The following is a 24,021-nucleotide window of genomic DNA, read 5'->3' as shown; positions in this document are numbered from 1 at the left end:
TTCAAGCAGTGAATCTGTGAAGCCGTGCTGCCGGAAATCAGCGGCCAGTTAGGGCTTCTTTCGGAACAGGCCCAGTCGCAGGGACGTGTAGGCTGCGGCGCCGAGGGGGATAGGCATCCAAAACTGGACCAGCCGCCAGCCGATCACTCCCAAAAGTGCTACTCCTGCCGGTGTGCCGAAGCCGATCAGTGCAGGAACCATGACCCCTTCGACGATGCCCAACCCGCCCGGCGTCAATGGCAGCATGGCCAGGATGCATGCCACTCCATAGACGGTGAGGAGTGGCCCTATGCCAAGAAAATGTCCAAAGGCCGCCAGCAGCACCCACAGTGCCGCTGCATCAAGAAGCCAATTTGCTGCTGCGAGTATGAAATCCAGGCCAATCCTGCGGGGGCGCTTGACGAGTTGGAGAATTTGTTCGGCCATCGTCCCAAGGAAGGTCTCTATCCAGTCCTCAGCCACGAGCGGGATCCGCCGCGCGATGACCCGTGCCCCTTGGATTGTCCGCGTTGTGTGGCGGGTCAGGAACCAGATTCCGACACCCGTGGCAACGAGGGCAACAAGTGCGACGATGGAGGCAGTTCGGTAGTACACATTGGCTGAAATGGTGGTGAGGGACAGCAGCAGGCCCGCAGCAAAGAGTGTGGCCAGCACCAGGTTGGAACCGGAAATTTGGATGGCTGCAGCGCTCAGTGCCTTTTCCGGGGGGACTCCTGCGCGTTGCAACAAGCGGTACCGGACTGCCGAGGCCGTCGCCCCGCCCCCGGGCACCACATGACTGACCGCAACGTCGGATGAATCAATGCGAAGAAGTGTTAAGTAGCTCGGGCGTCCGGTGCCCAGGACGGAGGCGGTGAGTGCGGAATAGGCAACAAAGGAGGCAAGCTCAAGGCTGACGGCCAGTACTAGCAGATACACGGATAGCTGTTCAAGGGAACCCAGTGTCTGCAGGGCGCTGGAGTACTGCGGCAGGATGATCCACCACACGGAAGCGGCAAGAATGACGACGGCGGCAGCCACCAAAAGCCATCGCGGAATGCGTCGGTGAACCACCGCCGGGCGTGTGGGAAGTCTAGGTTCGTCTGAACCCCCTGCAACCGGTTCAGGCCGCCTGTCGGAGGGACTCAAGCTGGTGTCAAGGTAGGGAAATCGAGAATCTTCACCTTCGCCCAGTGCCCCGTCGGTGCCGCCCCGTCCACGCCAAATAGGTGCTCAGCGCCCCCACTGCACCAACGGCACCGGCAAGGAGTGGCTTCCCCCACTTGGTCAGCCCTTCACTGTCCGCCGTTGCCACGTCTCCGATGCCGCGGATGAAAGCGGCGGCAACCATGCCCGCAACCAGTCGGTTGCCGATCTGTTCAGCGCGGGCCACGAGCGGTTCCAATTCGGCGGTACGCAGGCGAACTTCTACTCCGTCATCCATGCGCGCAGCCAACCGCTCCAATTTTTCTGGCAGATCCAGGCCAATCTCGGCCACAGTCAATCCCAACCGTGAGAACGACTGTGCCAGGTTACGGGGTTCAAAACGTTCCAGTGCCAGACGCCGGGCATACGGTTTCAAGACGTTGCCGAGGCTGAACTCCGGATTCAGCCGGGCACCCATTCCCTCGGTCATGAGCAGCATCTTGGCGAGCAAGGCCAGCTCACGTGGCAGTTGAAGACGGTGATCACGCAATATCGCCAGAAGTTGTACAACCAAAGGACCGATCTCCAGCTCACCCAGTTTTTTGTCCTGATACATCTGGATAAACACTGCTGCGTCGTGGCGCAGCGCGGCGCGGTCTGCAGTCGGTGGAGCCGTGGAAAGATGCAGCAGCGCACTGCTGATCCGATCCGGGTTGTTTGAAGTGAGCGCCTGAAGCAATTTTGCCAACTGTTCACGCAGTGGCGCACGCACTTCCCCGACCATGCCAAAATCAATCAGGCCGATGGTGCCGGACGCTTCGACAAACAAGTTGCCGGGGTGCGGGTCCGCGTGAAAGAAGCCGTCTTCAAAGATCATTTTGGCAGCCGCCCGGGCAGCACGATCGGCAAGCTCAAGCGTGTCAATCCCCGCCTCAACCAGCGCTTCGACGTCGTCGACCTTGATGCCACGGATCCTCTCGATGGTGAGCACTCGGGAGCTTGTCGTCTCCCAGAAGATCCTGGGAATGTGGATGCCCGGGTCGGCAGCGAAATTCTCCTCGAAACGCTCAGCGTTGCGGCCCTCCTGCAAGTAGTCAAGTTCAGCGCGCAGGGTGGCCGCGAAATCGGTGGCAATTCCGCTGAAATTGAAGTCCGCAGCTACCGGCCACGTGCGGTTCGCGTAGGTGGCAAGGTTCTGTAAAATCTCCAGATCCTCGTTGATCCTTGCGACAACACCGGGACGGCGAACCTTGACAACGACTTCAGTGCCGTCGAAGAGTGTCGCCGTATGGGCCTGGCCGATCGATGCGCTGGCCAAGGGTGCGTCGTCGAACGTGGCGAACAGTTGTTCCGGCGCCGCACCCAACTCCTGCAAGATGACTGCGCGGACAGCGTCCGCTGACACAGGTGGTGCGCCATCTTGAAGTTTGGAGAGCTCAGTGAGGTAGCCCGGTGGAAGCAGGTCCGGGCGGGTGGAGAGCATCTGACCGAGCTTGATGAACACGGGACCGAGCTCTTCCAACGCAAGCCTGATGCGGTGGGGGTTGGTGATTTGGGGTTTTGAGCCCACGGCCTGCGCCACCCGCCAACGGTCCACTCCGGTCGCTGCCACGAGGGATCCGAGTCCGTGGCGGCCCAAAATCTCTGCGACCTGGGCCAATCGCTCAAGGTGGGTGTTCATGCCCGTGGCTCCGCATCGTCGGCGCCACCGTGGCAATTCGTGTTGTCTGCAGGTCTGCTCATACCCCTCAGTATGGGCAGTGGGGCGGGAAGTTGCCAATGGCGCCACACGGTAAAACAATCTTGTCGCAGGTGCGTCACACGGGCGTAGAATGAACCGTATCGACGGTATTTTGTACGCGAACAGTCATGATCGCGACCCCGACGATTCAGATGAAGTGGCCGGTTTCCGGCCTCTTCAACCATCGACAGCCGGACGCAGCCGGCCCCCAGCTGACCTGGACCCGCCAGCAAACTTAACACTTTGCGGCTTCGTCCCTGCGGAATTGAGCCCAATTCCCAAGGACTTGCCATGACTGTCATTGTGGCCATCATTGTGGTGGTCGTGATTCTGGCGCTGATTGCGCTCAAACTATCGATCCGTGTCGTCACCCAGTACGAGATGGGGGTGTTGTTCCGTCTCGGCAGGGTGACTGGCACCCGTTCCCCGGGGTTGACCTGGATCGTCCCGATCGTCGACCGGATGCCCAAGGTCAGCTTGCGGATCATCACCATGCCGATCCAGTCGCAGGGCATCATCACCCGTGACAACGTCAGCGTGGACATCTCTGCTGTGGCCTACTTCCACATTGTGGACGCCGTCAAATCCGTTGTTGCGATTGAGAACGTCTACTCGGCCATTGACCAGATCGCCCAAACCACGCTGCGCAAGGTCGTCGGCCAGCACACCCTGGATGAGGCACTCTCGGAGACGGACAGGATCAACCTAGACATTCGAGAGATCCTTGACGTCAGCACAGTGGACTGGGGCGTGGAGGTCACCTTGGTGGAACTCAAGGACATCCAGCTGCCGGACAGCATGAAGCGCGCAATGGCACGCCAAGCCGAGGCCGAGCGTGAGAAGCGAGCCAAGATCATCAACGCCGAGGGTGAGTCGCTGGCCGCAGCCGCGCTGGGTGACGCTTCCGACACCATGATGGCCCACCCGCTTGCGTTACAGTTGCGGAACCTGCAGTCCCTGATCGAAATCGGAGTCGACAAGAACACGACAGTTGTCTTCCCGGCACCGCTGATGAGCACGATCGGTGAGCTCGGAGCCTTCCTGGCCCGTGAGACGGCGTCCGCCGCCCGGATGGCCCCACAGAACCCGCCACCGGCGGCACTACCCGTTGCCGACCTCCTCTCGAGCGTTTCGAACGGTTCCGGGCGGCCATCTGGCAGCCCGGCCGTACATACCCAAAAATGACAAGGGATCAAGCCATGACCAACAACATCGATGTCGAAGAGTCTGCCACGGCCCTGGTGTGGGGGGCGCCGTTGAGTGAGGAACTGCTGCACCGCATGGATGCCTATTGGAGGGCGGCGAACTACCTGTCGGTCGGGCAGCTCTATCTCTATGACAATCCGCTGCTCAAGCGCCCGCTGGTGCTTTCGGACGTGAAGCCGTTGGTGGTGGGGCATTGAGGCACCACACCGGGGCAGAACTTCATCTACGTGCATTTGAACCGGGCGATCGTGAAGTACGGGTTGGACATGTTCTACGTTTCCGGGCCCGGGCATGGCGGACCGGCATTGGTGGCCAACACCTACCTGGAGGGCAGCTATTCGGAGATCTACCCGGACGTCAGCCAGGACGAGGCCGGCATGAAGAAACTGTTCAAGCAATTCTCGTTCCCGGGAGGCATTTCAAGCCACGTGGCACCGACCACTCCGGGCTCGATCCATGAGGGAGGGGAGCTGGGCTACTCGCTCAGCCATGCGTTCGGGGCCGTGTTCGACAATCCGGGTTTGGTGGTCGCGTGCGTGGTGGGCGACGGCGAGGCCGAGACAGGGCCGTTGGCAACTTCGTGGCAGTCCACGAAGTTCCTCAACCCTGCCAGCGACGGGGCAGTCCTTCCGATCCTGCACCTGAACGGGTACAAGATCAGCAACCCCACCGTGCTGGCCCGCATAGAGCACGAGGAACTTGATCAGTTTCTGCGTGGCTGCGGGTGGGACCCGCGCTATGTCGAAGGCAGCGATCCGGAGGCGATGCACCAGCTGATGGCCGGTGTGCTGGATTCGGCTATTGAGGACATCGGCACCATTCAAGCCGATGCCCGTGCCGGTGGCAGCACCACCAGGCCGCGCTGGCCCATGGTCGTGTTGCGTTCCCCCAAGGGGTGGACAGGGCCCAAGGTGGTTGACGGACTAAAGGTCGAGGGCACGTTCCGCTCGCACCAGGTTCCGCTGCTGGTGGACGAGGGCCACCCCGGCCACGTCAGCCAATTGGAGGCGTGGATGCGCAGCTACAAGCCCGAGGAACTGTTCGATGCGGACGGGCGGCTGCTGCCCGAACTGGAGGCGCTGGCCCCGTCCGGGGAAAAGCGGATGGGTTCCAATCCGCACACCAACGGCGGGCTGCTGCTGCGCGACCTGCGCATGCCAGACTTCCGCACTCACGCCGTTGTGGTGGCCGCGCCCGGAGCCGTCGAGGCCAAGGATACGCTTGTGCTGGGGGAGTTCCTGCGCGATGTGGTCGCGCTGAATACGGAGCGGCGCAACTTCAGGATCTTCGGACCGGATGAGACTTTGTCCAACCAGCTGGGGGCGGTGTTCGAGGTCACCGACCGCCAGTGGGACGCCCGCACCGTCGAGGGCGATGAGTTTTTGGCCCCGTCCGGTTTGGTGTTGGACTCGATGCTCTCCGAGCACCAGTGCCAGGGCTGGCTGGAGGGCTATCTGCTCACGGGCCGCCACGGTCTGTTCAACTGCTATGAGGCGTTCATCCACATTGTCGACTCGATGTTCAACCAGCATGCCAAGTGGCTGAAGATCACCAAGGCGCTGCCGTGGCGGCGCGACATTGCCTCGCTGAACTACCTGCTTGCCTCCCACGTGTGGCAGCAGGACCACAATGGTTTCACCCACCAGGATCCCGGCTTCCTTGACCATGTGGTGAACAAGAAGGCGGACATTGTCCGGGTGTACCTCCCGCCGGATGCCAACTGCCTGCTCACTGTTGCCGACCACTGCCTGCGCAGCCGCCACTACGTCAACGTCATCGTCGCCGGAAAGCGCGACATGCCCCAATGGCTTTCCATGGACGAGGCCGAGATCCATTGCACCAAGGGAATTGGGATCTGGGACTGGGCCGGCAACGACCGCGGCGCCGAGCCCGACGTCGTCCTTGCCTGTTGCGGTGACACACCCACCCTCGAGGTGCTGGCGGCCGTCTCGATTTTGCGTGAGCACCTGCCCGAGCTGAAGGTTCGGGTGGTCAACGTCGTGGATCTGATGAAGCTCCAATCTGCGAGTGAGCACCCGCACGGGCTCTCCGATGCGGACTATGACTCCTTGTTCACCCGCGACAAGCACATCGTGTTCGCCTTCCACGGATATCCGAGCCTCATCCACCGCCTCACCTACCGTCGGACGAACCGCAATCTGCACGTGCGCGGCTACATTGAGGAGGGCACCATCACCACACCCTTTGACATGCGCGTGCAAAACCGGCTTGACCGTTTCCACCTTGTCCAAGACGTCGTCGACAGGCTGCCCCAGCTCGGTGCCACCGGGGATTACCTCAAGCAGGAGATGGCCAACAAGCTCATCAAACACAACCTCTACATCAACCAACACGGTGCGGACCTGCCCGAGATCCGCAACTGGACATGGAACCCCCACGGAGCAGGCCATGGCCACTGAGACACCGGCGGTCGCCAACGCTGGGAAACCCACCTCCGGGACCGATGCCGCACCCGCGGACATCCTGAAGACGCTGCCCATGCAGGAAGTGCAGCACCAGCTGGGAACATCGCCGGATGGGCTGGGCCAGGTGGAAGCTGCGAAGCGGCTGATCCAGTACGGACCAAACGAGATCGCCGAGCACCATGCGAATGCGCTGCTGAAGTTCTTGTCCTACTTCTGGGGGCCGATCCCCTGGATGATTGAGGCCGCCGTCATCCTGTCTGCTGTGGTGGGGCACTGGCCGGACTTCTTCATCATTCTGGTGCTATTGCTGGCTAACGCCCTTGTGGGCTGGAGCGAGGAACGCCAGGCCGGCAATGCCATCGAGGCATTGCGGGCAAAGCTGGCTGTCACGGCGCGCGTCCGCCGCGACGGGACGTGGGTCACCCCGGCGGCCAGGGAACTGGTGCCAGGAGACGTCATCAGACTTCGGCTCGGCGATATCATTCCCGCCGATGCGCGTCTTTTCGAGGGCGATGAGATCGAGGTTGACCAATCTGCACTAACCGGGGAATCGCTGCCGCTCACCTGTGCACCCGGCGATCCAGTGTATTCCGGCTCGATTGTCCGCCGCGGCGAGATTGACGGTTTGGTTTATGCCACGGGCGCCAACACCTACTTCGGTAAAACCGCCGAGCTGGTGCAGGGTGCGCACACCGTGAGCCACTTCCAAAAGGCTGTGCTGAAGATCGGCAACTACCTCATCGTCCTTGCGGCGGTGTTCGTTGCCGTGATAGTTCTCGTGTCACTGCTGCGCCATGATCCTTTGCTTACCACCCTGCAGTTCGCCCTTGTGCTCACGATCGCAGCGATTCCTGTTGCCATGCCCACGGTGCTGTCGGTGACCATGGCGGTTGGCGCCAGGATACTTGCTGCGAAACAGGCCGTCGTCTCCAGACTTGTGGCGATTGAGGAACTCGCCGGCGTCGACGTTCTCTGCTCCGACAAGACAGGAACACTGACCCAAAACTCACTGACACTGGGGGAGCCGTTCTGCACCTCCGGCGCCACCGCGGCCGAGGTGATCATCGCAGGTGCGCTGGCCTCCCGCGCGGACAACGACGACCCCATAGACCTCGCCATTCTGGGAGGGCTCAGCGAGCCGGACGCGTTGCACGGATACACCGTCACGGGCTACCAGCCCTTCGACCCGGTCAGCAAGCGCACTGAGGCGACCGTCACCGCCAACGGCGTGGGCACCGGAACGGAACAGGCCACATTCAAGGTCAGCAAGGGGGCGCCACAAGTGATGCTGACACTGGCCGTGGACACCTCCGCAGTGAAATCCGCCGCTGACACAGCAGTCAACGACTTCGCAGTCCGCGGGTATCGGTCCTTGGGCGTGGCCCGCACTGGCCCCACGGGTGACTGGCACTTCCTGGGCGTTCTGCCGCTGTTCGACCCTCCCCGCGAAGACGCTGCGGCCACCATTGCCACCGCCCGTGAGATGGGCGTGGAAGTGAAGATGGTGACGGGAGACGCCTTGGCCATCGCGAAGGAAACTGCCGTCAAAGTCGGTTTGGGTGCAAACATCCTCGACGCCGCTGGTCTGGGGGAGGTGGAGAAGACTGAAAGCGCCGCTACCGCCGAGTCCATTGAAAGGGCCGACGGTTTCGCCCAAGTCTTCCCGGAACACAAATACCACATTGTCGACATCCTGCAGCAGCGTGGCCACATCGTTGGCATGACAGGCGACGGGGTCAACGACGCCCCGGCCTTGAAGAAAGCGGACTGCGGCATTGCGGTGTCCGGGGCCACCGACGCTGCCCGTGCAGCCGCAGCAATTGTGCTGCTCACCCCGGGCCTGTCGGTGATCATCGATGCGATCAAGATCAGCCGCAGGATCTTCCAACGGATGAACTCCTACGCGATGTACCGCATTGCCGAGACGCTGCGCGTGCTACTGTTTGTCACCCTCACCATCCTCGTGTTCAACTTCTACCCCGTCACCGCGATCATGATCGTGATGCTCGCACTGCTCAACGACGGCGCGATCCTCTCGATCGCCTACGACAACGTCCGCTACCGCAGCAAGCCCGAAGCGTGGAACATGCGTCTGGTGCTCGGGATAGCTACAGTACTGGGCGTCCTTGGGCCGATCGCCGCCTTTGGCCTGTTTTTCCTTGGCGACAGGGTCTTCGGACTCGGCCATCCCCAGCTGCAAACCATGATGTACCTGATGCTCTCTGTGGCCGGGCATCTGACCATCTTCCTGACCCGAACACGCGGCCCGTTCTGGTCCATCCGCCCCGCCCGCATTCTGCTGCTCGCCGTTCTCGGCACCCAGGCACTGGCGACGCTCATCGCCGTCTACGGCCTATTCATGACCCCGTTGGGTTGGGGATGGGCGGGGTTCGTCTGGGGATACGCCATCATCTGGGCGTTGGTCAGCGACCGCTTCAAGCTGATCGCGTACAAGGTCCTGGACCCTGCCCCGCAACAAAAGCCACTACTTCAGCCGCAGCCGCTGTCGCAGCCGAAACCACAGCCATGACGGTGACGGTGACAGCGGTCATCCCATGTGGTGTCGGTTACATGCACTAGGATGGTATGCCCGGAAGAGGGTCCCGGCCGGGCGAGCTGGCTCAACAGTTCCAATCAAACTAAGGAAGATCAAAATGAAGGCTCTCGTTTATCATGGTCCGAACAAAAAGTCCTGGGAAGAAGTTCCGGATCCCCAGATACAGCAGCCCACCGATGTGATTGTCAAAATCGAAACGACCACCATTTGTGGCACCGACCTGCACATACTCAAGGGTGACGTCCCGGCGGTGACCGAGGGGCGGATCCTGGGTCATGAGGGGGTGGGGACCATCACCGAGGTGGGTTCGGCCGTCTCGACCCTTGCCGTGGGAGATCGGGTGATTCTGTCGTGCGTTTCCGCCTGTGGCAGGTGCAGCTACTGTAAGCAGGGTCTGTTTTCCCATTGCCTGGGGGAGGAGGGGGCATCTGGGATCGGTTGGATCTTCGGGCACCTGATTGACGGCACCCAGGCCGAATTCGTACGGGTTCCCTACGCGGAGACATCCGTGTACAAGATGCCCGACGGCGTCACCGCCCAAGAAGGCACCCTCCTGTCTGACATCCTCCCCACGGGCCACGAGATCGGGGTGCAGTACGGGGCGGTCAAGGCCGGCGATGTCGTCGCCGTCGTCGGTGTGGGACCTGTGGGGCTGGCCGCAGTTGTCACGGCACAGCTGTACGGTCCGTCGCGCGTGATCGCGATTGATGTTGACGCGAATCGGTTGGAGCAAGCCAAGACCTTTGGTGCCACTGACGGAGTGTTGTCAACGGATGCAGACTGGAAGGATCAGGTCCTTGCCTTGACCGACGGGCTCGGCGTGGACGTTGCCATCGAGGCCGTAGGCATTCCGCAGACCTTCGACATGACCTTGGAGATGGTGCGTCCCGGCGGGCACGTGGCCAACGTCGGCGTGCACGGCAAGGGCGTGAACCTGCCCTTGGACACGCTCTGGATTTCCAACATCACGCTGACCATGGGTTTGGTTAACACCAACACAACCGCGATTCTGCTCAAGCTGGTCGCGCAAAAGAAGTTGAAGGTCGACAAATTCGTCAGCCACACCTTCGACCTTCAGAACATAGAGGAAGCTTATGACACGTTCTCCCGAGCTGCGGAAACCAAGGCCCTGAAGGTGATGCTCAACGCCTAACCACCAACGGGCAATCAAGCCCGCCCGTCTACGTGACCTGAAGCTGGGGCACCCCGGCACTACGAAAGGGCAAGCTCGAATTGCGGCCGGGGTGCCCCGGCCGCAACCCACGATGCAATAACGGCCAGGGCAATTTCGGCGGAGCGCTCGGCAGCATCGTCCACGTGGTCAAGGAAGTCCGCTTCCGCTGCGGGCCCGCACAAGTCAGAGATTCCACGGATGGCAAGGAATGGAGCTTTGAACGCGTGGCAGGTCTGCGCAATTGCGGAGGATTCCATGTCCGTCGCCAGAACTTCGTCGAATTGGCCCTTGATGACCACGGCGCGTTCGTTTCCAACGAATGCGTAACTGGAAACGATGAGTCCGTGGTGCACGGTATTCACAATCCGGTGCCCGGAACCTCCGACGTCGCTGGCGTCGACCATGGCAGGTGGCACCGGGTAGGAGGCTGGCATGCCCGGGACCTGCCCAAGTTCGTAGCCAAAGGCGCGCGCATCGGCGTCGGCATTGATGTTGTCCGTTCCAATCACCACATCGCCCACCCGGACGGAATCACCCAGCCCGCCGGCACTGCCCGCGCTGATGACCAAGGGAGGGAGGGCATCTTTGTCATCCATGTTCGCCAGCAGCAGCGCCGAGGTGGCTGCCCCCGCAGCGTTGACCAGGCCGATCCCGCCTTGGACGAAGAGTACTGTGCAGCCGTTGATGTCGCCTGTTCGGTGAACGGCGTTTCCGATGTCACGCGGTTCGCTGAGCGATGTTGCATGCTGCAGAAACGGGACAATCTCTTCTTCCATTGCCGCAATGACAATAACGTCAACCGGGCTCATGCGGAGACCTTTTCCCACTCGGAGCGTTGCTGCAGGAAATCCCGTGCAGCTTGCTTTGCGGCGTCGAGGGAGTGGTTTTCGCCCCAGCCGCATTGCACCTCGTTGGCTGCCGGGACTTCGGTGGCGTCCAAGACGTCGGTGAGCGTGGCCTCAATGAGTTCCAGCACGCCGGGGACGTCCGGCTCGCCCTGCAGAATCAGGTAGTACCCCGTTTGGCAGCCCATGGGGGAGAAGTCAATGACAGCTTCTGAGTGGTTGCGCGAGCATTCGGCAAAGAGGTGCTCCAGCGAGTGGACGGCCTTCATCTCCAGGTGGGCAACGTTCGGCTGTGTGAACCGCACGTCATACTTGGTAATGACATCTCCGTGCGGAAGTTCCTTACGGTCTGCAACCCGAACATAGGGCGCTGCCACCGTGCGGTGGTCAAGGTTGAAGGACTCTACGTTCATGCGTGCAGTATTCATGATTGCGCTTTCATGCGGGTGTGTCGAAGCAGGGCGTGCTGGTGGCTATTTCTTTGCCTCAACCATCTTAGCTGGCGAGTGCCAAAACCACCGAGTTGGGCATCCCAGGCCTTTGCTCCCCAGTTGCCAGCATCGCCATACACGTCATGGCCGAAGAGGCGTCACGGGGCGGTGATGAGGCCTTCTTCCTTCATCCATTCGAAGGCGACCTCGGCAGGTTCCTGCCCATCGACGTCGACCTTCAAATTTAACTTCTGCTGCTGCGCATTGGTCAACTTGTCGGAGATCTGCCCGAAGATGTCCGCCAGCTGCGGGTACTTCGCAAGGACTTCGGTCCTGAATACCGGAGCCACGTTGTAGGCCGGGAAGAACATCTTGTCATCTTCCAACACGTCCAGATTGAGGGAAAGGATTCGTCCGTCAGTAGTGAAGACTTCCCCAAAATTGCAGACTCCGCGTGAGGTTGCTTCGTAGACGGTGCCGGTGTCCAGGATCTTGACGTTGCCTTCAGGCACGCCGTCCGCGGCACCCAATGTGAGGCCGTACGTTTTGAGCATGGGCTTGAAACCATCAGGGCGGGAATTGAATTCCGACTCCACACAGAACGTCCGCTCAGCCACGGGAAGGTCCTTGATCTGTGAGAGTTTGGTGATGCCACCGAGTTCCTGGACGGCATCGGCACGCACAGCAAGCGCATAGGTGTTGTTCAGTGCTGCCGGCGTCAACCAGGTAAGGCCGTTTGCCTTGTCCTCATCCCGTACCGCAATGAATTGCTTTTCAGGATCCGGGATTCCTTCCTTATGGCCTAGATAGGTGAGCCAAGCCGTCCCGGTGTAGTCCCACACCACGTCCGCCCCACCATTGAGCATGAGCTCACGCACTGCCACGCTGCCTGGAACATTGGACTTGTCAGTGACGTTGAAACCGGCAGCCTTGGTGGCGAGAACAGCCATCTTGCCGAGGATGAGTGCTTCGGTGTAATTTTTGGAGGTGACCGTGATGGAGGCGTCTGCGGGAAGGCCGTCTATGGCTTGGATGGAACCGGGCGCAACAGCCGGGACGAACGCCGTCGCCGGTTGAAGCCCGCATCCTGCCAGAACCAGCACACAGGCCAAGGCTGCGTAAAGCAGTGCCAGCCTTTGGGCACCGCGAGTTTCGGAGCGTTCGAGGCGTTTCATCGGAGCCCCTTCGGACTTGCATAGTATTCAACGACGCGGCCGATCCAATCGATAAGCAGGGCGAGCAACGCGACCAGCAACGCACCGGAAATCAGCACGCTGGGAAGGAACAAGTTCACGCCGGTGGTGATCAACAGCCCGAGCCCGCCGGCACCGATGAATGTTGCCAGAGTTGCCGAGCCGACGACGAGCACAAGCGCCGTGCGGATACCCGAGAGCATCACAGGCACTGCCAAGGGCAATTCGATGCGCATCAAGACGGCCAGGGAACTCATGCCCATGCCGCGGGCAGACTCCACCAACCGGGCGTCTACCGCCTGAATGCCCACCATGGTGTTCCGCAGCACCGGCAAGGCCGCGTAGGCGACGAGGGCGACTACGGCAGCCCAAAAACTGAAGCCAAGCCAGAACGCGAGTAAAACAACCAGTCCGATGGCTGGGGCTGCCTGCCCAAAATTCGCGATCGCCAAGACCACGCCGCTGACGCGAACCAACGGACGACGTGTCAACAACACGCCCAAGGGAATGGCACCCACCAACACAATGGCCGAGGAAACAAACGTCAGCGCTAGGTGCTGGCCGGTGTAGGCCATCAGATCACCGGGATTAAGTGTTGCCCGTTCAGTAGGGGACAGGTTCGCCACACCCAGCCACACAATGTAGGCGGCCAGAATGAGCAGTACTGCGATGGGCTGGATGAGCATGCCTTTCCATGCCGACGTCGGCTTGGAAACAACCGGGCGAAGAACGTCGCTCATTCTGCGCCGCCCTGCACCCCGATGGAGCCGGTGTTGGTGCCGACCGGGGAATCGCCGTTGGCCAGGGATGACGACTTGCGTGAACGGGTGATGGCATCCATGACGACTTCGACGGTAATGACGCCTACAAATGCCTTCCGGCGGCCGGTGACGAGCGCGGCCCCGGCGCTTGAGACCAGCATGGTGTCGAGCGCATCGCTCAAGGTTGAGCCTTCGATGACTGCGGGCAGATTGTGATCTTGCGTGGCCGGGATGACATCAAGACGGGACAGCTGGCGCCGGGACAGCCAGCTGAGCGGCCGTTTGTGCGCATCGAGGATGACGACGTGACCGTGCCCGGCTTCCTTGATGCGGGAGAGCACGTCCGCGGCCTTCTCACCGGGGAAGCCCGTGATGGCAGGGGCAAGTTCAACGTCCCGGACACGGTTTAGCGTGAGTTGTTTGAGTCCAGCACCGGCACCGATGAAGTCTTCCACGAAGGAGTTCGCGGGGGCGTTGAGGATCCTCTCCGGTGTGTCGTACTGGACAATGTGGGCGCCTTCGGAGAAGATCACGATCCAGTCGCCCAGCTTCACGGCTTCGTCAAAGTCGTGGGTGACGAAGACGATGGTCTTTTGCACCTCTTCCTGGATTCTTATCAACTCATCCTGCAGCCGCTGGCGTGTAATCGGGTCCACGGCACCGAACGGCTCGTCCATGAGCAGCACGGGGGGATCGGCGGCCAGCGCACGGGCAACGCCAACCCGCTGCTGTTGGCCTCCGGAGAGTTCGCGTGGAAAGCGGTCCCGGTATTGGTCCGGCTCCAACGAGACCAGCTCGAGCAATTCGTCGACCCGGTTTTGGATCCGGTCTTTAGACCAGCCGAGCATCTTGGGTACGATCGCGATGTTGGCGGCGACGCTCATGTGCGGGAACAGTCCGCCTGCCTGTATTACGTAACCCATCCGGCGTCGCAATTGGTCCCCGTCAATGTTCGTGACGTCTTCGTCACCGAGCATGATGCGGCCCTCGGTGGGCTCGATCAACCGGTTGATCATTTTCAACGTAGTCGTTTTGCCGCAACCGGAGGGGCCGACAAGCATCACCATTTTGCCGGCTGGAATTTCGAGCGTAATGCCGTCGACAGCGGGCTTGATTTGGCCCGGATAGCGCTTGGTTACCTGATCGAGCAGGATGCGGCTCGAGGCGGGGGTCTCACTCGGGGGGCTGCTAGTTTCCGACACGGATACCTCGCGAAATGGTTAGGCGGCCGAGGCCGACGAGAAGAAGATCCAGGATCAAAGCGAGGATGACGACGCCGATAACCCCGACCCACACGCTTTCGATCGCGTTGGCGCCGCCGAGACGCGACAGGCCGGAGAAAATGAAACCGCCCAGCCCGGGCCCCAGTGCGTATGCAGTCACGGCGGCAACTCCCATGACCATTTGCGCTGAAATGCGCACTCCCGTCAGAATGATGGGCCATGCCAGTGGAAATTCGATGGTGAGCAAGGTGCGCATGCGCCCCATGCCGATGCCGCGGGCCGACTCCACGATGGCACGGTCGATTCCCTGAAGTCCCACGACTGCGTTGCGCAGGATGGGGAGGATTGCAAAGAATGTCACGACAATTACTGACGGGGTGACGCCGAACCCGAACGGGACGATGAGGATGCCGATCAAGGCGAACGAGGGGATTGTCAGTCCGACGGCGGAAACCCCGTTGGCAACGGAACTGAGCTTGGGGCTGCCATACACAACAAAAGCGATCAGCAACGCGATGAGCGTGGCCAGGATGAGGGATTGCGCCACCAGTGAGAAGTGCTGCCAAGAGCCAAACCAGACCTGCGGCCATCGGTCAACGACATAGTTCCACCACATCGTCTTGCCCCTCCCGTTGAGTGTCTGCAACGGTAGCCCTCTTGGGACAGCCCCGCAAGGGGTCGGCAATCACATGCCAGGGTCAGGCGTTTCCGATCCAACGGCTCAGGCGGGACGCGCCGAACTCGTCTTTTTCCGCGGAGATTGCCTCCGTCGCCGTCTCAAAACTGCCGAAGGGAGGCTTGCCACCAGCAAAGGTAACGTCGACCCGGGCTACGCTGCCACTGCCGAATTCGACATAGCAAATTCCATTGCCGTCATAGTTGAGCGAGCCGTCGGTGGAGGTGATCCGCGCGGCGATGAGGTCGGCGACAACCACTGCCTGGCCTTCGGAGAACACTCCCGCCTTTGCTGTTCCCACACTGGTGACATCTCCAATGGCAAAGACATCGGAGTATGTGGTTTCAAGCGTCAACGCATTCACGGGGATCCAACCGTCCACAGCCATCCCGGATGCTGCCACGACCGGCGGCACCACATGTTTGGGCACCCCAAGGAACAGGTCAAACGCCATCGTCGAGTCATCGGCAAACACGAGTTCCTTCTTCTCCGGGTCCAGGCGCGAGATGGTTCGGTGCGGGTGCCATTCAATGCCGCGCTCTGCGAAGGCAGCGATCAGGGCGTCGGAAGCGGCCGGAACCGGTGGGACAGGAGTGGGTAGCGGCATGACCAAGGCAATCTCGGAACGCTCCCGCAGCCCGCGGGCACGCAGATACTCATGGAGCAGCAATGCTGTCTCGCTGGGCGCTGGCGGACATTTGAACGGTGTGGATGCAACACCGACAACCACCCGGCCGCCGTCGAATTTGTCAAGGACTTCCCGCACAGCGAAGGCACCGGAGTTTGTGTAGTATTCATGGCCGGCTTCGAGCAGCCCGGGAGTTGCCGCCGGATCGAGGTCCGCTCCAAGTGCGACGACGAGGTAGTCGCCTGTGTAGGTGCCTGCGTCAGTGACCACCTGTTTCGTGTCCGGGGCAATGGACAGGATTGTGGCGCGCACAAAATCAACGCCGGGTTTGCACAGCCGACTGTAGGGGTGGCTGACTTCCTCAGCTGTTTGCTTCCCGAACATGACGTCGAGCTTGGAGAACCCGAACACGAAGTGCTCGTTTTGGTCGATGAGGGTTATCTCGATGTCATCACCGAAGCGTTCGGCGAGACTCGCCGTCAGTTCCAGCCCCCCGAAGCCAGCTCCCAATACAAGCACATGTGCGCACATGCGGCTGCCCCTTCGTTGTTCGTCTATTCCCGTGACTTCATTCCGGGCTGCTCTGGGTGGCATCGGACTGCGCCGTCCACCATTCAGCAGGCTGGGCGACCTTGAATCTGCGGCCGGTGATCTCTGTCGGCACGATCCGGACGAAGGCATCCTTGCGTCCCGGCTGCCAAGGGAACAACGAGAGCGCGAAGCTGTCCAGAACATCGCCGGTTGATTCCAGCGCCGCAGCCGAGCCTTTCACCACAACGCTCCAGGCGATCCCGGTGTCCGCGTCCACGCCGTCGGCCTCAAAAGCCACGGGGGCAGGACCCATGGCGCCTTTGAGTTTGGTGCCGGGCGCCGTGCGGAAAACAATAGTTCCGTGGTCGACGGTGAAGTTGACGGGGAAGATCTCCGGGTGGTCCTCCAGCCAGACGGCGAGCCGGCCAACCGAGACTCCACGGAGCAGGCCCCAGCATTCGTGGGACGGCAAGACTTCAGTCGCTGACTTTGCTGGTGTGTCATTCATGTCTTTGAGCCTAGTAGCTTTGCACCAGTTCGGGTAGGGCGTTCCGACCCTACCCAAACGGCCTGAATCTTCACCTTTTGAACCGTTGGATGAACTTCTGGCTATACTCGCAGTTAGTGACACGGGGTGCCCTCGAAAGGGCTGAGAGAAGACCCGTTGAACCTGATCTAGTTAGTACTAGCGAAGGGATGTCAAGCGACTTGCGTCCAGGGCTGCCACTACGGTGCAGCACTGGCCCACGCGTCATCTCTTTGCCTTCAAAAGGTGGAGAATATTGTGAAAATTACTGATCAAATTGTTTTGGTGACCGGCGGCGCGCGCGGTTTGGGTGCCGCGGTGGTGAATGCCTTCCTAGAAGAAGGCGCAAGGGTTGTCATCAACTACCGCAACAGTGCAGGAGCGGCCAGTGATATCGCGGCAAAGGCTGGGCCTGAACGGGCAGTGGCCTTGCAGGCCGATGTCACCGACCCGGAACAAGTCCAAGGATTGCTGGCTGCGGCGCACCAGCATTTTGGTGCGCCGGTAACCACGGTGGTCAATAACGCGCTGGCTGACTTTTCCTTCAACGGGGACGGCCGCAGCAAACCGGGGGAGTTGGACTGGAACGAATTTGATGCGCAGTTCTCCGGCAGTGTCCGCGGGGCGTTGAATACGATCCAGCTTGCCCTGCCGGGAATGCGCAGCGCCGGATTTGGGCGTGTGGTGAACATTGGCACGAACCTGTTTCAAAACCCGGTTGTCCCCTACCACGACTACACGGCTTCCAAGGCAGCTTTGCTGGCGTTGACGAGGACACTGGCGGTGGACCTGGGCCCGGAGAATATCACGGTGAACATGGTCTCCGGCGGGCTGTTGCGCACTACCGATGCCAGTGCAGCCACGCCGCCTGAGGTTTTCGACTACATCGCGGCCAACACACCGCTGCGCAGGGTCACCTCACCAGCGGAACTTGCCGATTCGGTGCTCTTCTTCGCTTCTCCGTGGGCACGCTGTGTCACCGGCCAGAATCTGGTGGTCGACGGCGGCCTGGTGATGAACTAGTGGCACCGCGGGATCGCTCTCGAAAGCTACATTTCAACGCTTTCATTCACGGCTTTGGCCACCACAACGCGGCTTGGCGGCAGACAGCGACCAACCCACGCGAACTTTTGGGCGTGGACTAATACCAGCAGTTGGCCCAGGTCGCTGAACGGGGACTTTTTGATGCAGTGTTCCTAGCCGACGGCCACGCAGTAGGGGATGTGGAGAACGGACCGTTGTGGAACCTGGAACCACTGACACTGCTCTCTGCCATGGCCCACGGGTTGTGGTATTCATGGGCTGGCGACGCGGTTCTTGCAGATCCGGGCGGCAAATATGCCAACTCCGAGAAGATCCGCCCGATCATGCATGAAGGGGAATATTTTCGCGTTGACGGGCCGCTAAACGTGCCTAGCTCGCCACAAGGGCGTCCCGTGTTGTTTCAAGCGGGCGCGTCGGCCCCTGGCCGGGACCCTGAGCAAGTACTCATCATGCCGGGATTGGTCACGTATATAGGGAGCACCAAGAAGGCGGCTGCAGCCGCACAAGAGGCCGCAGACAGCCACCTTCCCGTGGAAAACTCGCTGGCCCAGCTGGCCGCTGGTGGCGGCCATTGCACCATGTTGGGTACCCCTGAGGAAATAGCAGACGGGATAGAGCAGTGGTTCGTTCATGGAGGCGCCGACGGTTTCAACCTCATGCCCCCGATTCTGCCCGGATCACTGGAGGAATTCGTTGCCGGGTGGTACCAGTGCTGCAGCGGCGGGGCTTGTTTAGAACGTGCTATGAAGGCAGCACCCTGCGGGAGCATCTACAGCCCGCTGCCTGAGGGGCATCGGGCTGGAAATATCTCGAGACAGTAGTTATCGTGGAAAACGAAGGCGGTCTATGAATGAATGCATAACCGCATTGAATTGAGAGGAGCTCACATGGTTTCCAAGAAGTCTTCCAACGCAGGATATACAGTTCCCGGACTGTCGCTCAAGGATGGGCACGCGGTGGCTGCCATCCTGCAGGGCCGTTTGCATGCGTTAAACGATCTCCAGCTCACTTTGAAGCACGCACATTGGAATGTTGTGGGCCGTGACTTTATTGGGGTGCATGAAATGTTGGATCCCCAAATTGAATTGGTCCGCGCCATGATCGACAAAACCGCTGAGCGCATGGCTACTCTCGGAGTATCCCCGAACGGCCTCCCCGGTGCACTCGTCAAGGAGCGTACGTGGGAGGACTACGGGCCTGACCGTGCTTCAACCAGCGTCCACCTTGCAGCGTTGGACGGAGTTTACGACGGCGTGGTTGCTAGTCACCGCGATGCCATAGCAGCCGTCGGTGAGATGGATCCGATTACCGAAGATATGCTGATTGACCAAACTGCCCAGCTGGAGCTATTCCAATGGTTTATGCGTGCACACTTGGAAGATGGAGCAGGGAATCTGCACCATGAAAAATCCGCGTCGGATAGTCCGTCTGGGGCAGCTGGCAATTAGGAGACTTTCGACGTACTAGGCGGTAGTCCAGTGTACAATTTGAAATTCGATACAGTTTCATATTGAATATTTAGTGCAAATGTTGGACCACACTCAGGAGGAATCATGGGATTCATCGGATGGATTATCCTCGGCTTGATCGTCGGTGCCATTGTTAAGGCAATCATGCCCGGCCGTGTAGGCGGAGGCTGGATCACCAGCCTCATTCTGGGCGTTGTTGGTGCCATTGTTGGCGGCTGGATCGGAACGTTGATCTTCAACGTTGACCTCGGTTCGTTCTTCAGCATCAAAACCTGGGTGTTGGCCATTGTTGGCGGCCTGGTTGTCGCTGGCATCTACGGAGCCATCACCGGACGTTCAAAGTCCAACGCATAAGAAGTTGAGCTGTGGTGGTCCTCGCGGACACGCCAAACCTCACTACTTACTGAGGGCCGGAACCATTATGGTTCCGGCCCTCAGCCGTTAAGTGGGTTTCATCGGGTGCCACACGTGCAGCTCCATCCGCGCATCCGCGAGGAATGATGAGCGCTAACCGCCGTGGGAACGGCTGGGGTCGATCAAGGCCAGTCCTGTCGCATCGTCCATGCGTTTGCGCAGGTGCGCTGGTGATTCGGTGAGGATGACCTCCATGGTCGGAAAGACGTGGAGTTTTTGCAAGTGACCGGCCACCGCAGAATAGTCTCGCCGTCCCAGCACAATGTGGGCGTGCAGTGCGGGTTTGCCATGGTCGTCTGCAATGTCACCTAGACAGGACGCCAACTCCATCTGTTCGTTGAATTCGGTGTCGAGATAGCTGCTGGTCTCCGGGTCGAAGTATCCCAATGTGGCACTGCTTGCAGCCCCAATCGCGCTAAGACTTGCAGCATTGATGTCCTGGTCCGATGCAAACGCGGTGATGGCCGCATGTGCCTCTTCACCTTTGTCCAAGACAAGCAAAAAACTTCGAAGTCCGTGATGTTCGTGCAATAGTGTCCATTTCATGCGGGAGTCCGTTCTCGTGGTTGGTGGTGTCAGCAGTGCTATTTCAGCTGTGGCAGAACGACAGCGGCGCTGGACTAAATCACTGGCGGAATTGGGGGCAGGAATGGATCCGGGTGGCTGGGGGTGTTGGGCTCCGGAACCGGAGGGAAGGGCCCGGACGGATCATGGGGTTCGGTGGGATCCACGGGCGAATCGGGATGGGGTGTTTCAGGGAACGGTTCCGGAACAAAGGGCTCCGGCTCAACGGGCTTGTGGTCATTCATCTCTGCTGCCTCTCGTAGACGTCTCATGATCATGTGCCATTGGAACTGTGTTCGTGTCATCCGCAGTCAAGGATGTCCATTCAAGACCCATGTTAACGATCCCACGGTGGTGCGTCCATAACCCGGGGCCACGTGCGCGTGCAAAAGCGAATCGGGAAGCAGACCAAGACTGCCCGTTCGGAGCATGGATATTTTCTCCAGCCCTCGCTAGAGTCACAAACAGATGCCATACTTTGCCCAACTCCAGCGCGGAGGCTCGATCATGTCTGAACACTTCACCACACTTCAGGAAATCTTCCATTACAAGCTCGGCTCCGCACTGACCATGGAACATGATTCCTTGGACTTACTCGATGTTTTGGAGCATGCGGCCATGAGGAGTGATCTCAAGGAACACTTCAATGAACATGCCGCGGAAACGCGCGGGCAAATTGAGAACCTGCACAACTGCTTCGTCCTGTTGAGTGAAGAACCGAAACGCGTGCCATCACCGACCACCAAAGGGCTCGTCAAGGAAGCCAAGTCTGCCATTGGCAAGACGGACGACATGCTCGTGGACGCCGTCGTGCTTGGAGCCGCGCTGGAGGCTGAGCACTATGAAACGGGAGTGTATGAATCGCTCCTCGTCCTCGCCAAGGCAAGCGGAGCAACCGGGATCGCGGAGCTGCTGAATCAGAACTTGGAACAGGAGAAGGCCGCCATCGAGCAAATCAAGGCGGCAGCTGACCGCATCGCCCGGACAGATGCCGAAGAACAAGAATCCAGGGTTGAGGAGTCACACGCAGAAGACGGCGCAGGCGCCGTGCCCACGCCCGCGGTGAAGGTGCCGCGATTCATGCCACCAGGCTCAATCTAGGCCAATCGACCAAAAGCTGGACTAATGGAGAAGGAGGCCGGAGGATGAAATTTTCAGTAGGTGACCATGTGGAGTGGAATTCAGAGGCTGGAATGGTCAAGGGGAAGATCACGAAGATCCACACGGCCGACGTCGACTACAAGGGTCATACTCGCCGGTGCAGCAAAGATGATCCCCAGTATGAAATCAAGAGTGACAAAACTGATCACATTGCCATGCACAAGGGTTCAGCACTGCACAAGATCTAGTTCCTGCCGCTGAGGCCGTGATGGATGGAGAACGAATCAGGGTCTGCGCTGGCCCAGTCTTGCGCCCATTCCGGTGGCGCCTCGGCGAGCAGCTGCCCGGGAGACATCCAGTTGTAGAGTTCCGCATAGGATTTTGTGTTCATGTGCCCGATCCGGCGCCGCAGCATGACGGGGCTCAGGTCGTTTGGACCCGTGGCACCTATGGAGGCAATCATGCGCATAGCCTCACTGACCGTTGCTTCCTGGAACCTCTGCACGCGACGGCTTTTGTCCTCCACGTCCAGTGCACGTGCCCGGTGCGGGTCTTGGGTGGTGACGCCTACGGGGCAGTGGTTGGTGTGGCAGCGTTGGGCTTGGATACAGCCGGTGGCCATCATCATGGCACGGGCCGCATTCGTGTAGTCGGCACCTTGGATGATGCGTTTGATGATGTCTGTGCCGGTGGCGACCTTTCCAGATGCGCCCACGCGGACACGATCACGCAACCCGGTCCCCACCAACGCGTTGTGGACAAGCATCAGCCCTTCCGTCAGAGGCGTTCCCATGTGGTCTTCGTACTCCATGGGGGCTGCTCCTGTGCCGCCTTCGGAACCGTCCACAATAATGAAGTCAGGCGTCACTCCTTCTGCGAGCATGGCTTTGCAGATGGCCAACACGTCGGTTCTTGAACCCACACACAATTTGAACCCCACAGGTTTCCCCTGCCCCAGCTCGCGCATGGTGGCCATGAACTGGATGAGGCCGCGCGGGGTGGAGAAGACTTGATGGGCGGCCGGGCTGACGCATTTGACGCCCTCTGGAACATTGCGTGCCTTGGCGATCTCCGCCGTGACCTTCCCAGCAGGAAGGACTCCGCCAATGCCCGGCTTGGCACCTTGGCTGAGTTTCAGGGATAGGCATTTCACGGAGGGAAGGGCAGCCTTGTCGGCGAACATCGTCGGATCAAACTGCCCATCCTTGGTGCGCGTTCCGAAGTAGCCACTGCCGATCTCCCATACCAAGTCACCCCCATTGCGCAGATGGTATTCGGTGAGGCCGCCCTCGCCCGTGTCTTGGGCGAAGCCGCCCATGGCCGCGCCCTTGTTCATGGCCAGAACCGCATTGGCGGACAGTGCACCGAAACTCATGGCGGAGACGTTCAGCAACGCCATCTCGTAGGGCTGCGTACAGTCCGGCCCTCCGACGCGCACGGTGGGTGGGTCTGCCGGTGGTTCCAAGGGTGCCGTCGAATGCACCAGGTATTCATATCCCACTTGGTTGACGTCTCGTTCGGTTCCGAATGCCTGCTCTTGGTTGGTCCCCTTTGCCCGTTCGTAGATCAGCGATCGGGTGTCCCGGTCGAAGGGCCGGCCGTCATAGTTGCGTTCAATAAAGTACTGCTGGAGTTCGGGACGGATGTATTCCAGCGCGAAACGCATGTGCCCGATCACCGGGTAGTTGCGCAGGATCGAGTGTTTCTTCTGCGTGGCGTCGGCGATGGCCAGGATCATCAACGCGCCAAAGATCAGCACGGCCACCCACCACCCCGAACCGAAAAGGAGCAGAAGTGCCACCGACACGGCCGTCAAGAAAACCAATACGGAAACCATCACCAGCCTGAGCATGCCTTCAGCGTAGACCAGGGGAATCCTGCGCGAAAGGTATGAGCTGAAACATCACTGAGGCTTGACGGAAACTTCCGTGTTGGCGGCATCCTCGGGCGGTTCTGCCGATGTGTCCGGTGGGTCATCCCGGCCAGTCCAGGTCTTGACGATCGACCAACCCACGGCAGTCAGCGGAACCGCCAACAAGGCACCCACCAAGCCCGCCAACGTGGTACCCGCTGCGAGCGCTAGCAGGATGACAAGCCCATGAATTCGCAGAACCTTGCCCATCAGCAACGGCTGCAGGACGTGGTGTTCGAGCTGGTTTGCCCCTACAAGGACCACGAGCACCACGAGCGCAGGGACGGGACCGTTGAAGACCAAAGCCACCACGACTGCCAATGTTCCAGCGGCCGTGGCACCCACTATGGGAATGAAGCCACCAATAAAAACGAAGAGGGCCAGTGGCAGCGCCAACGGGACGTCCATGATGGCCAGTGCCAGTCCAATGATCAGCGCATCCGTAAGTGCAATCAACGCTGTGCCCCGCACATA

Annotated in this window: 22 protein-coding genes, 1 pseudogene and 1 riboswitch; of the genes and pseudogenes, 10 read left to right on the top strand and 13 right to left on the bottom strand. The window is 60.3% G+C overall.

Annotation, left to right across the window (positions count from 1 at the left end; translation table 11 throughout):
* Positions 1–48 precede the first annotated feature (48 nt).
* Together Q4P21_RS03275 and Q4P21_RS03270 are read right to left on the bottom strand one after the other, a co-directional pair.
* Positions 49–1,020: a YbhN family protein gene (locus Q4P21_RS03275; protein ID WP_303387428.1), complete on the bottom strand. Its 972-nt coding sequence runs from the start codon at positions 1,018–1,020 to the stop codon at positions 49–51.
* A gap of 139 nt (positions 1,021–1,159) precedes the next feature.
* Entirely contained in the window at positions 1,160–2,806 is a 1,647-nt protein-coding gene (locus Q4P21_RS03270) for an AarF/ABC1/UbiB kinase family protein (RefSeq protein WP_303387427.1), read from the bottom strand.
* Between the two features lie 351 nt (positions 2,807–3,157).
* On the opposite strand from Q4P21_RS03270, the gene Q4P21_RS03265 reads away from it, so the two are divergent.
* The 4 genes and pseudogenes from Q4P21_RS03265 (at position 3,158) to Q4P21_RS03250 (ending at position 10,208) form a co-directional block, all read left to right on the top strand.
* Positions 3,158–4,051, top strand: a complete 894-nt coding sequence (locus Q4P21_RS03265) for a slipin family protein (protein WP_303387426.1) — start codon at positions 3,158–3,160, stop codon at positions 4,049–4,051.
* A 14-nt stretch (positions 4,052–4,065) separates the two neighbouring features.
* A pseudogene (locus Q4P21_RS03260) lies at positions 4,066–6,492 on the top strand (phosphoketolase).
* On the top strand, positions 6,482–9,028 hold the full coding sequence (locus Q4P21_RS03255) for a plasma-membrane proton-efflux P-type ATPase (RefSeq protein ID WP_303387425.1): 2,547 nt from the start codon (positions 6,482–6,484) through the stop codon (positions 9,026–9,028). The pseudogene Q4P21_RS03260 and the gene Q4P21_RS03255 overlap by 11 nt, the downstream one beginning before the upstream one ends.
* 124 nt (positions 9,029–9,152) lie before the next feature.
* On the top strand, positions 9,153–10,208 hold the full coding sequence (locus Q4P21_RS03250) for a zinc-dependent alcohol dehydrogenase family protein (protein WP_303387424.1): 1,056 nt from the start codon (positions 9,153–9,155) through the stop codon (positions 10,206–10,208).
* A gap of 59 nt (positions 10,209–10,267) precedes the next feature.
* On the opposite strand, the gene mtnN is transcribed toward Q4P21_RS03250, so the two are convergent.
* From mtnN to Q4P21_RS03210, 8 genes are all read right to left on the bottom strand, one after another.
* Positions 10,268–11,038, bottom strand: a complete 771-nt coding sequence (gene mtnN / locus Q4P21_RS03245) for a 5'-methylthioadenosine/S-adenosylhomocysteine nucleosidase (protein ID WP_303387423.1) — start codon at positions 11,036–11,038, stop codon at positions 10,268–10,270.
* A complete protein-coding gene (locus Q4P21_RS03240) occupies positions 11,035–11,502 on the bottom strand; it encodes an S-ribosylhomocysteine lyase (RefSeq protein WP_303387422.1) in 468 nt (155 codons plus the stop codon). Before Q4P21_RS03240 ends, mtnN begins: the two co-directional genes overlap by 4 nt.
* 161 nt (positions 11,503–11,663) lie before the next feature.
* A complete protein-coding gene (locus Q4P21_RS03235) occupies positions 11,664–12,680 on the bottom strand; it encodes a glycine betaine ABC transporter substrate-binding protein (RefSeq protein WP_303387421.1) in 1,017 nt (338 codons plus the stop codon).
* A complete protein-coding gene (locus Q4P21_RS03230) occupies positions 12,677–13,438 on the bottom strand; it encodes an ABC transporter permease (protein ID WP_303387420.1) in 762 nt (253 codons plus the stop codon). Before Q4P21_RS03230 ends, Q4P21_RS03235 begins: the two co-directional genes overlap by 4 nt.
* Positions 13,435–14,661, bottom strand: a complete 1,227-nt coding sequence (locus Q4P21_RS03225) for an ATP-binding cassette domain-containing protein (protein WP_303387419.1) — start codon at positions 14,659–14,661, stop codon at positions 13,435–13,437. Before Q4P21_RS03225 ends, Q4P21_RS03230 begins: the two co-directional genes overlap by 4 nt.
* Positions 14,648–15,298: an ABC transporter permease gene (locus tag Q4P21_RS03220; RefSeq protein WP_303387418.1), complete on the bottom strand. Its 651-nt coding sequence runs from the start codon at positions 15,296–15,298 to the stop codon at positions 14,648–14,650. The genes Q4P21_RS03225 and Q4P21_RS03220 overlap by 14 nt, the downstream gene beginning before the upstream one ends.
* A gap of 82 nt (positions 15,299–15,380) precedes the next feature.
* Positions 15,381–16,517, bottom strand: a complete 1,137-nt coding sequence (locus tag Q4P21_RS03215; protein WP_303387417.1) for an NAD(P)/FAD-dependent oxidoreductase — start codon at positions 16,515–16,517, stop codon at positions 15,381–15,383.
* Between the two features lie 37 nt (positions 16,518–16,554).
* The gene (locus tag Q4P21_RS03210) at positions 16,555–17,025 is read right to left on the bottom strand and encodes a pyridoxamine 5'-phosphate oxidase family protein (protein ID WP_303387416.1); all 471 of its coding nucleotides are present in this window, start codon (positions 17,023–17,025) and stop codon (positions 16,555–16,557) included.
* Between the two features lie 112 nt (positions 17,026–17,137).
* A riboswitch (TPP riboswitch) is annotated at positions 17,138–17,231 on the top strand.
* Positions 17,232–17,301: 70 nt separating this feature from the next.
* On the opposite strand from Q4P21_RS03210, the gene Q4P21_RS03205 reads away from it, so the two are divergent.
* The 4 genes from Q4P21_RS03205 (at position 17,302) to Q4P21_RS03190 (ending at position 19,910) form a co-directional block, all read left to right on the top strand.
* Complete coding sequence (locus tag Q4P21_RS03205; protein ID WP_303387415.1) at positions 17,302–18,066, top strand: 3-oxoacyl-ACP reductase; 765 nt, start codon at positions 17,302–17,304, stop codon at positions 18,064–18,066.
* Between the two features lie 131 nt (positions 18,067–18,197).
* Positions 18,198–18,908 carry a hypothetical protein gene (locus Q4P21_RS03200; RefSeq protein WP_369598854.1) on the top strand — a complete coding sequence of 237 codons (711 nt, stop codon included), beginning with the start codon at positions 18,198–18,200 and terminating at the stop codon, positions 18,906–18,908.
* Between the two features lie 66 nt (positions 18,909–18,974).
* The gene (locus Q4P21_RS03195; RefSeq protein WP_303387414.1) at positions 18,975–19,535 is read left to right on the top strand and encodes a Dps family protein; all 561 of its coding nucleotides are present in this window, start codon (positions 18,975–18,977) and stop codon (positions 19,533–19,535) included.
* Between the two features lie 105 nt (positions 19,536–19,640).
* Positions 19,641–19,910 carry a GlsB/YeaQ/YmgE family stress response membrane protein gene (locus Q4P21_RS03190; protein ID WP_303387413.1) on the top strand — a complete coding sequence of 90 codons (270 nt, stop codon included), beginning with the start codon at positions 19,641–19,643 and terminating at the stop codon, positions 19,908–19,910.
* 153 nt (positions 19,911–20,063) lie between these two features.
* Here the strand turns inward: Q4P21_RS03190 and Q4P21_RS03185 are convergent, their stop codons facing one another.
* Positions 20,064–20,516: a PPC domain-containing DNA-binding protein gene (locus tag Q4P21_RS03185; RefSeq protein WP_303387412.1), complete on the bottom strand. Its 453-nt coding sequence runs from the start codon at positions 20,514–20,516 to the stop codon at positions 20,064–20,066.
* 525 nt (positions 20,517–21,041) lie between these two features.
* Here Q4P21_RS03185 and Q4P21_RS03180 point away from each other — a divergent pair.
* Both Q4P21_RS03180 and Q4P21_RS03175 read left to right on the top strand, forming a co-directional pair.
* Positions 21,042–21,635, top strand: a complete 594-nt coding sequence (locus Q4P21_RS03180; RefSeq protein WP_303387411.1) for a ferritin-like domain-containing protein — start codon at positions 21,042–21,044, stop codon at positions 21,633–21,635.
* A 44-nt stretch (positions 21,636–21,679) separates the two neighbouring features.
* The gene (locus Q4P21_RS03175) at positions 21,680–21,883 is read left to right on the top strand and encodes a DUF2945 domain-containing protein (RefSeq protein WP_303387410.1); all 204 of its coding nucleotides are present in this window, start codon (positions 21,680–21,682) and stop codon (positions 21,881–21,883) included.
* Here Q4P21_RS03175 and Q4P21_RS03170 read toward each other — a convergent pair.
* Together Q4P21_RS03170 and Q4P21_RS03165 are read right to left on the bottom strand one after the other, a co-directional pair.
* Positions 21,880–23,487, bottom strand: a complete 1,608-nt coding sequence (locus tag Q4P21_RS03170; RefSeq protein WP_303387409.1) for an FMN-binding glutamate synthase family protein — start codon at positions 23,485–23,487, stop codon at positions 21,880–21,882. The genes Q4P21_RS03175 and Q4P21_RS03170 overlap by 4 nt on opposite strands.
* 51 nt (positions 23,488–23,538) lie before the next feature.
* On the bottom strand, positions 23,539–24,021 hold a 483-nt coding region (locus Q4P21_RS03165; protein WP_303387408.1), incomplete at its 5' end, for an AI-2E family transporter.

It is taken from the genome of Arthrobacter sp. (assembly GCF_030540645.1).
Lineage (GTDB): Bacteria > Actinomycetota > Actinomycetes > Actinomycetales > Micrococcaceae > Specibacter.
This window is presented reverse-complemented; position numbering and strand designations above follow the sequence as displayed.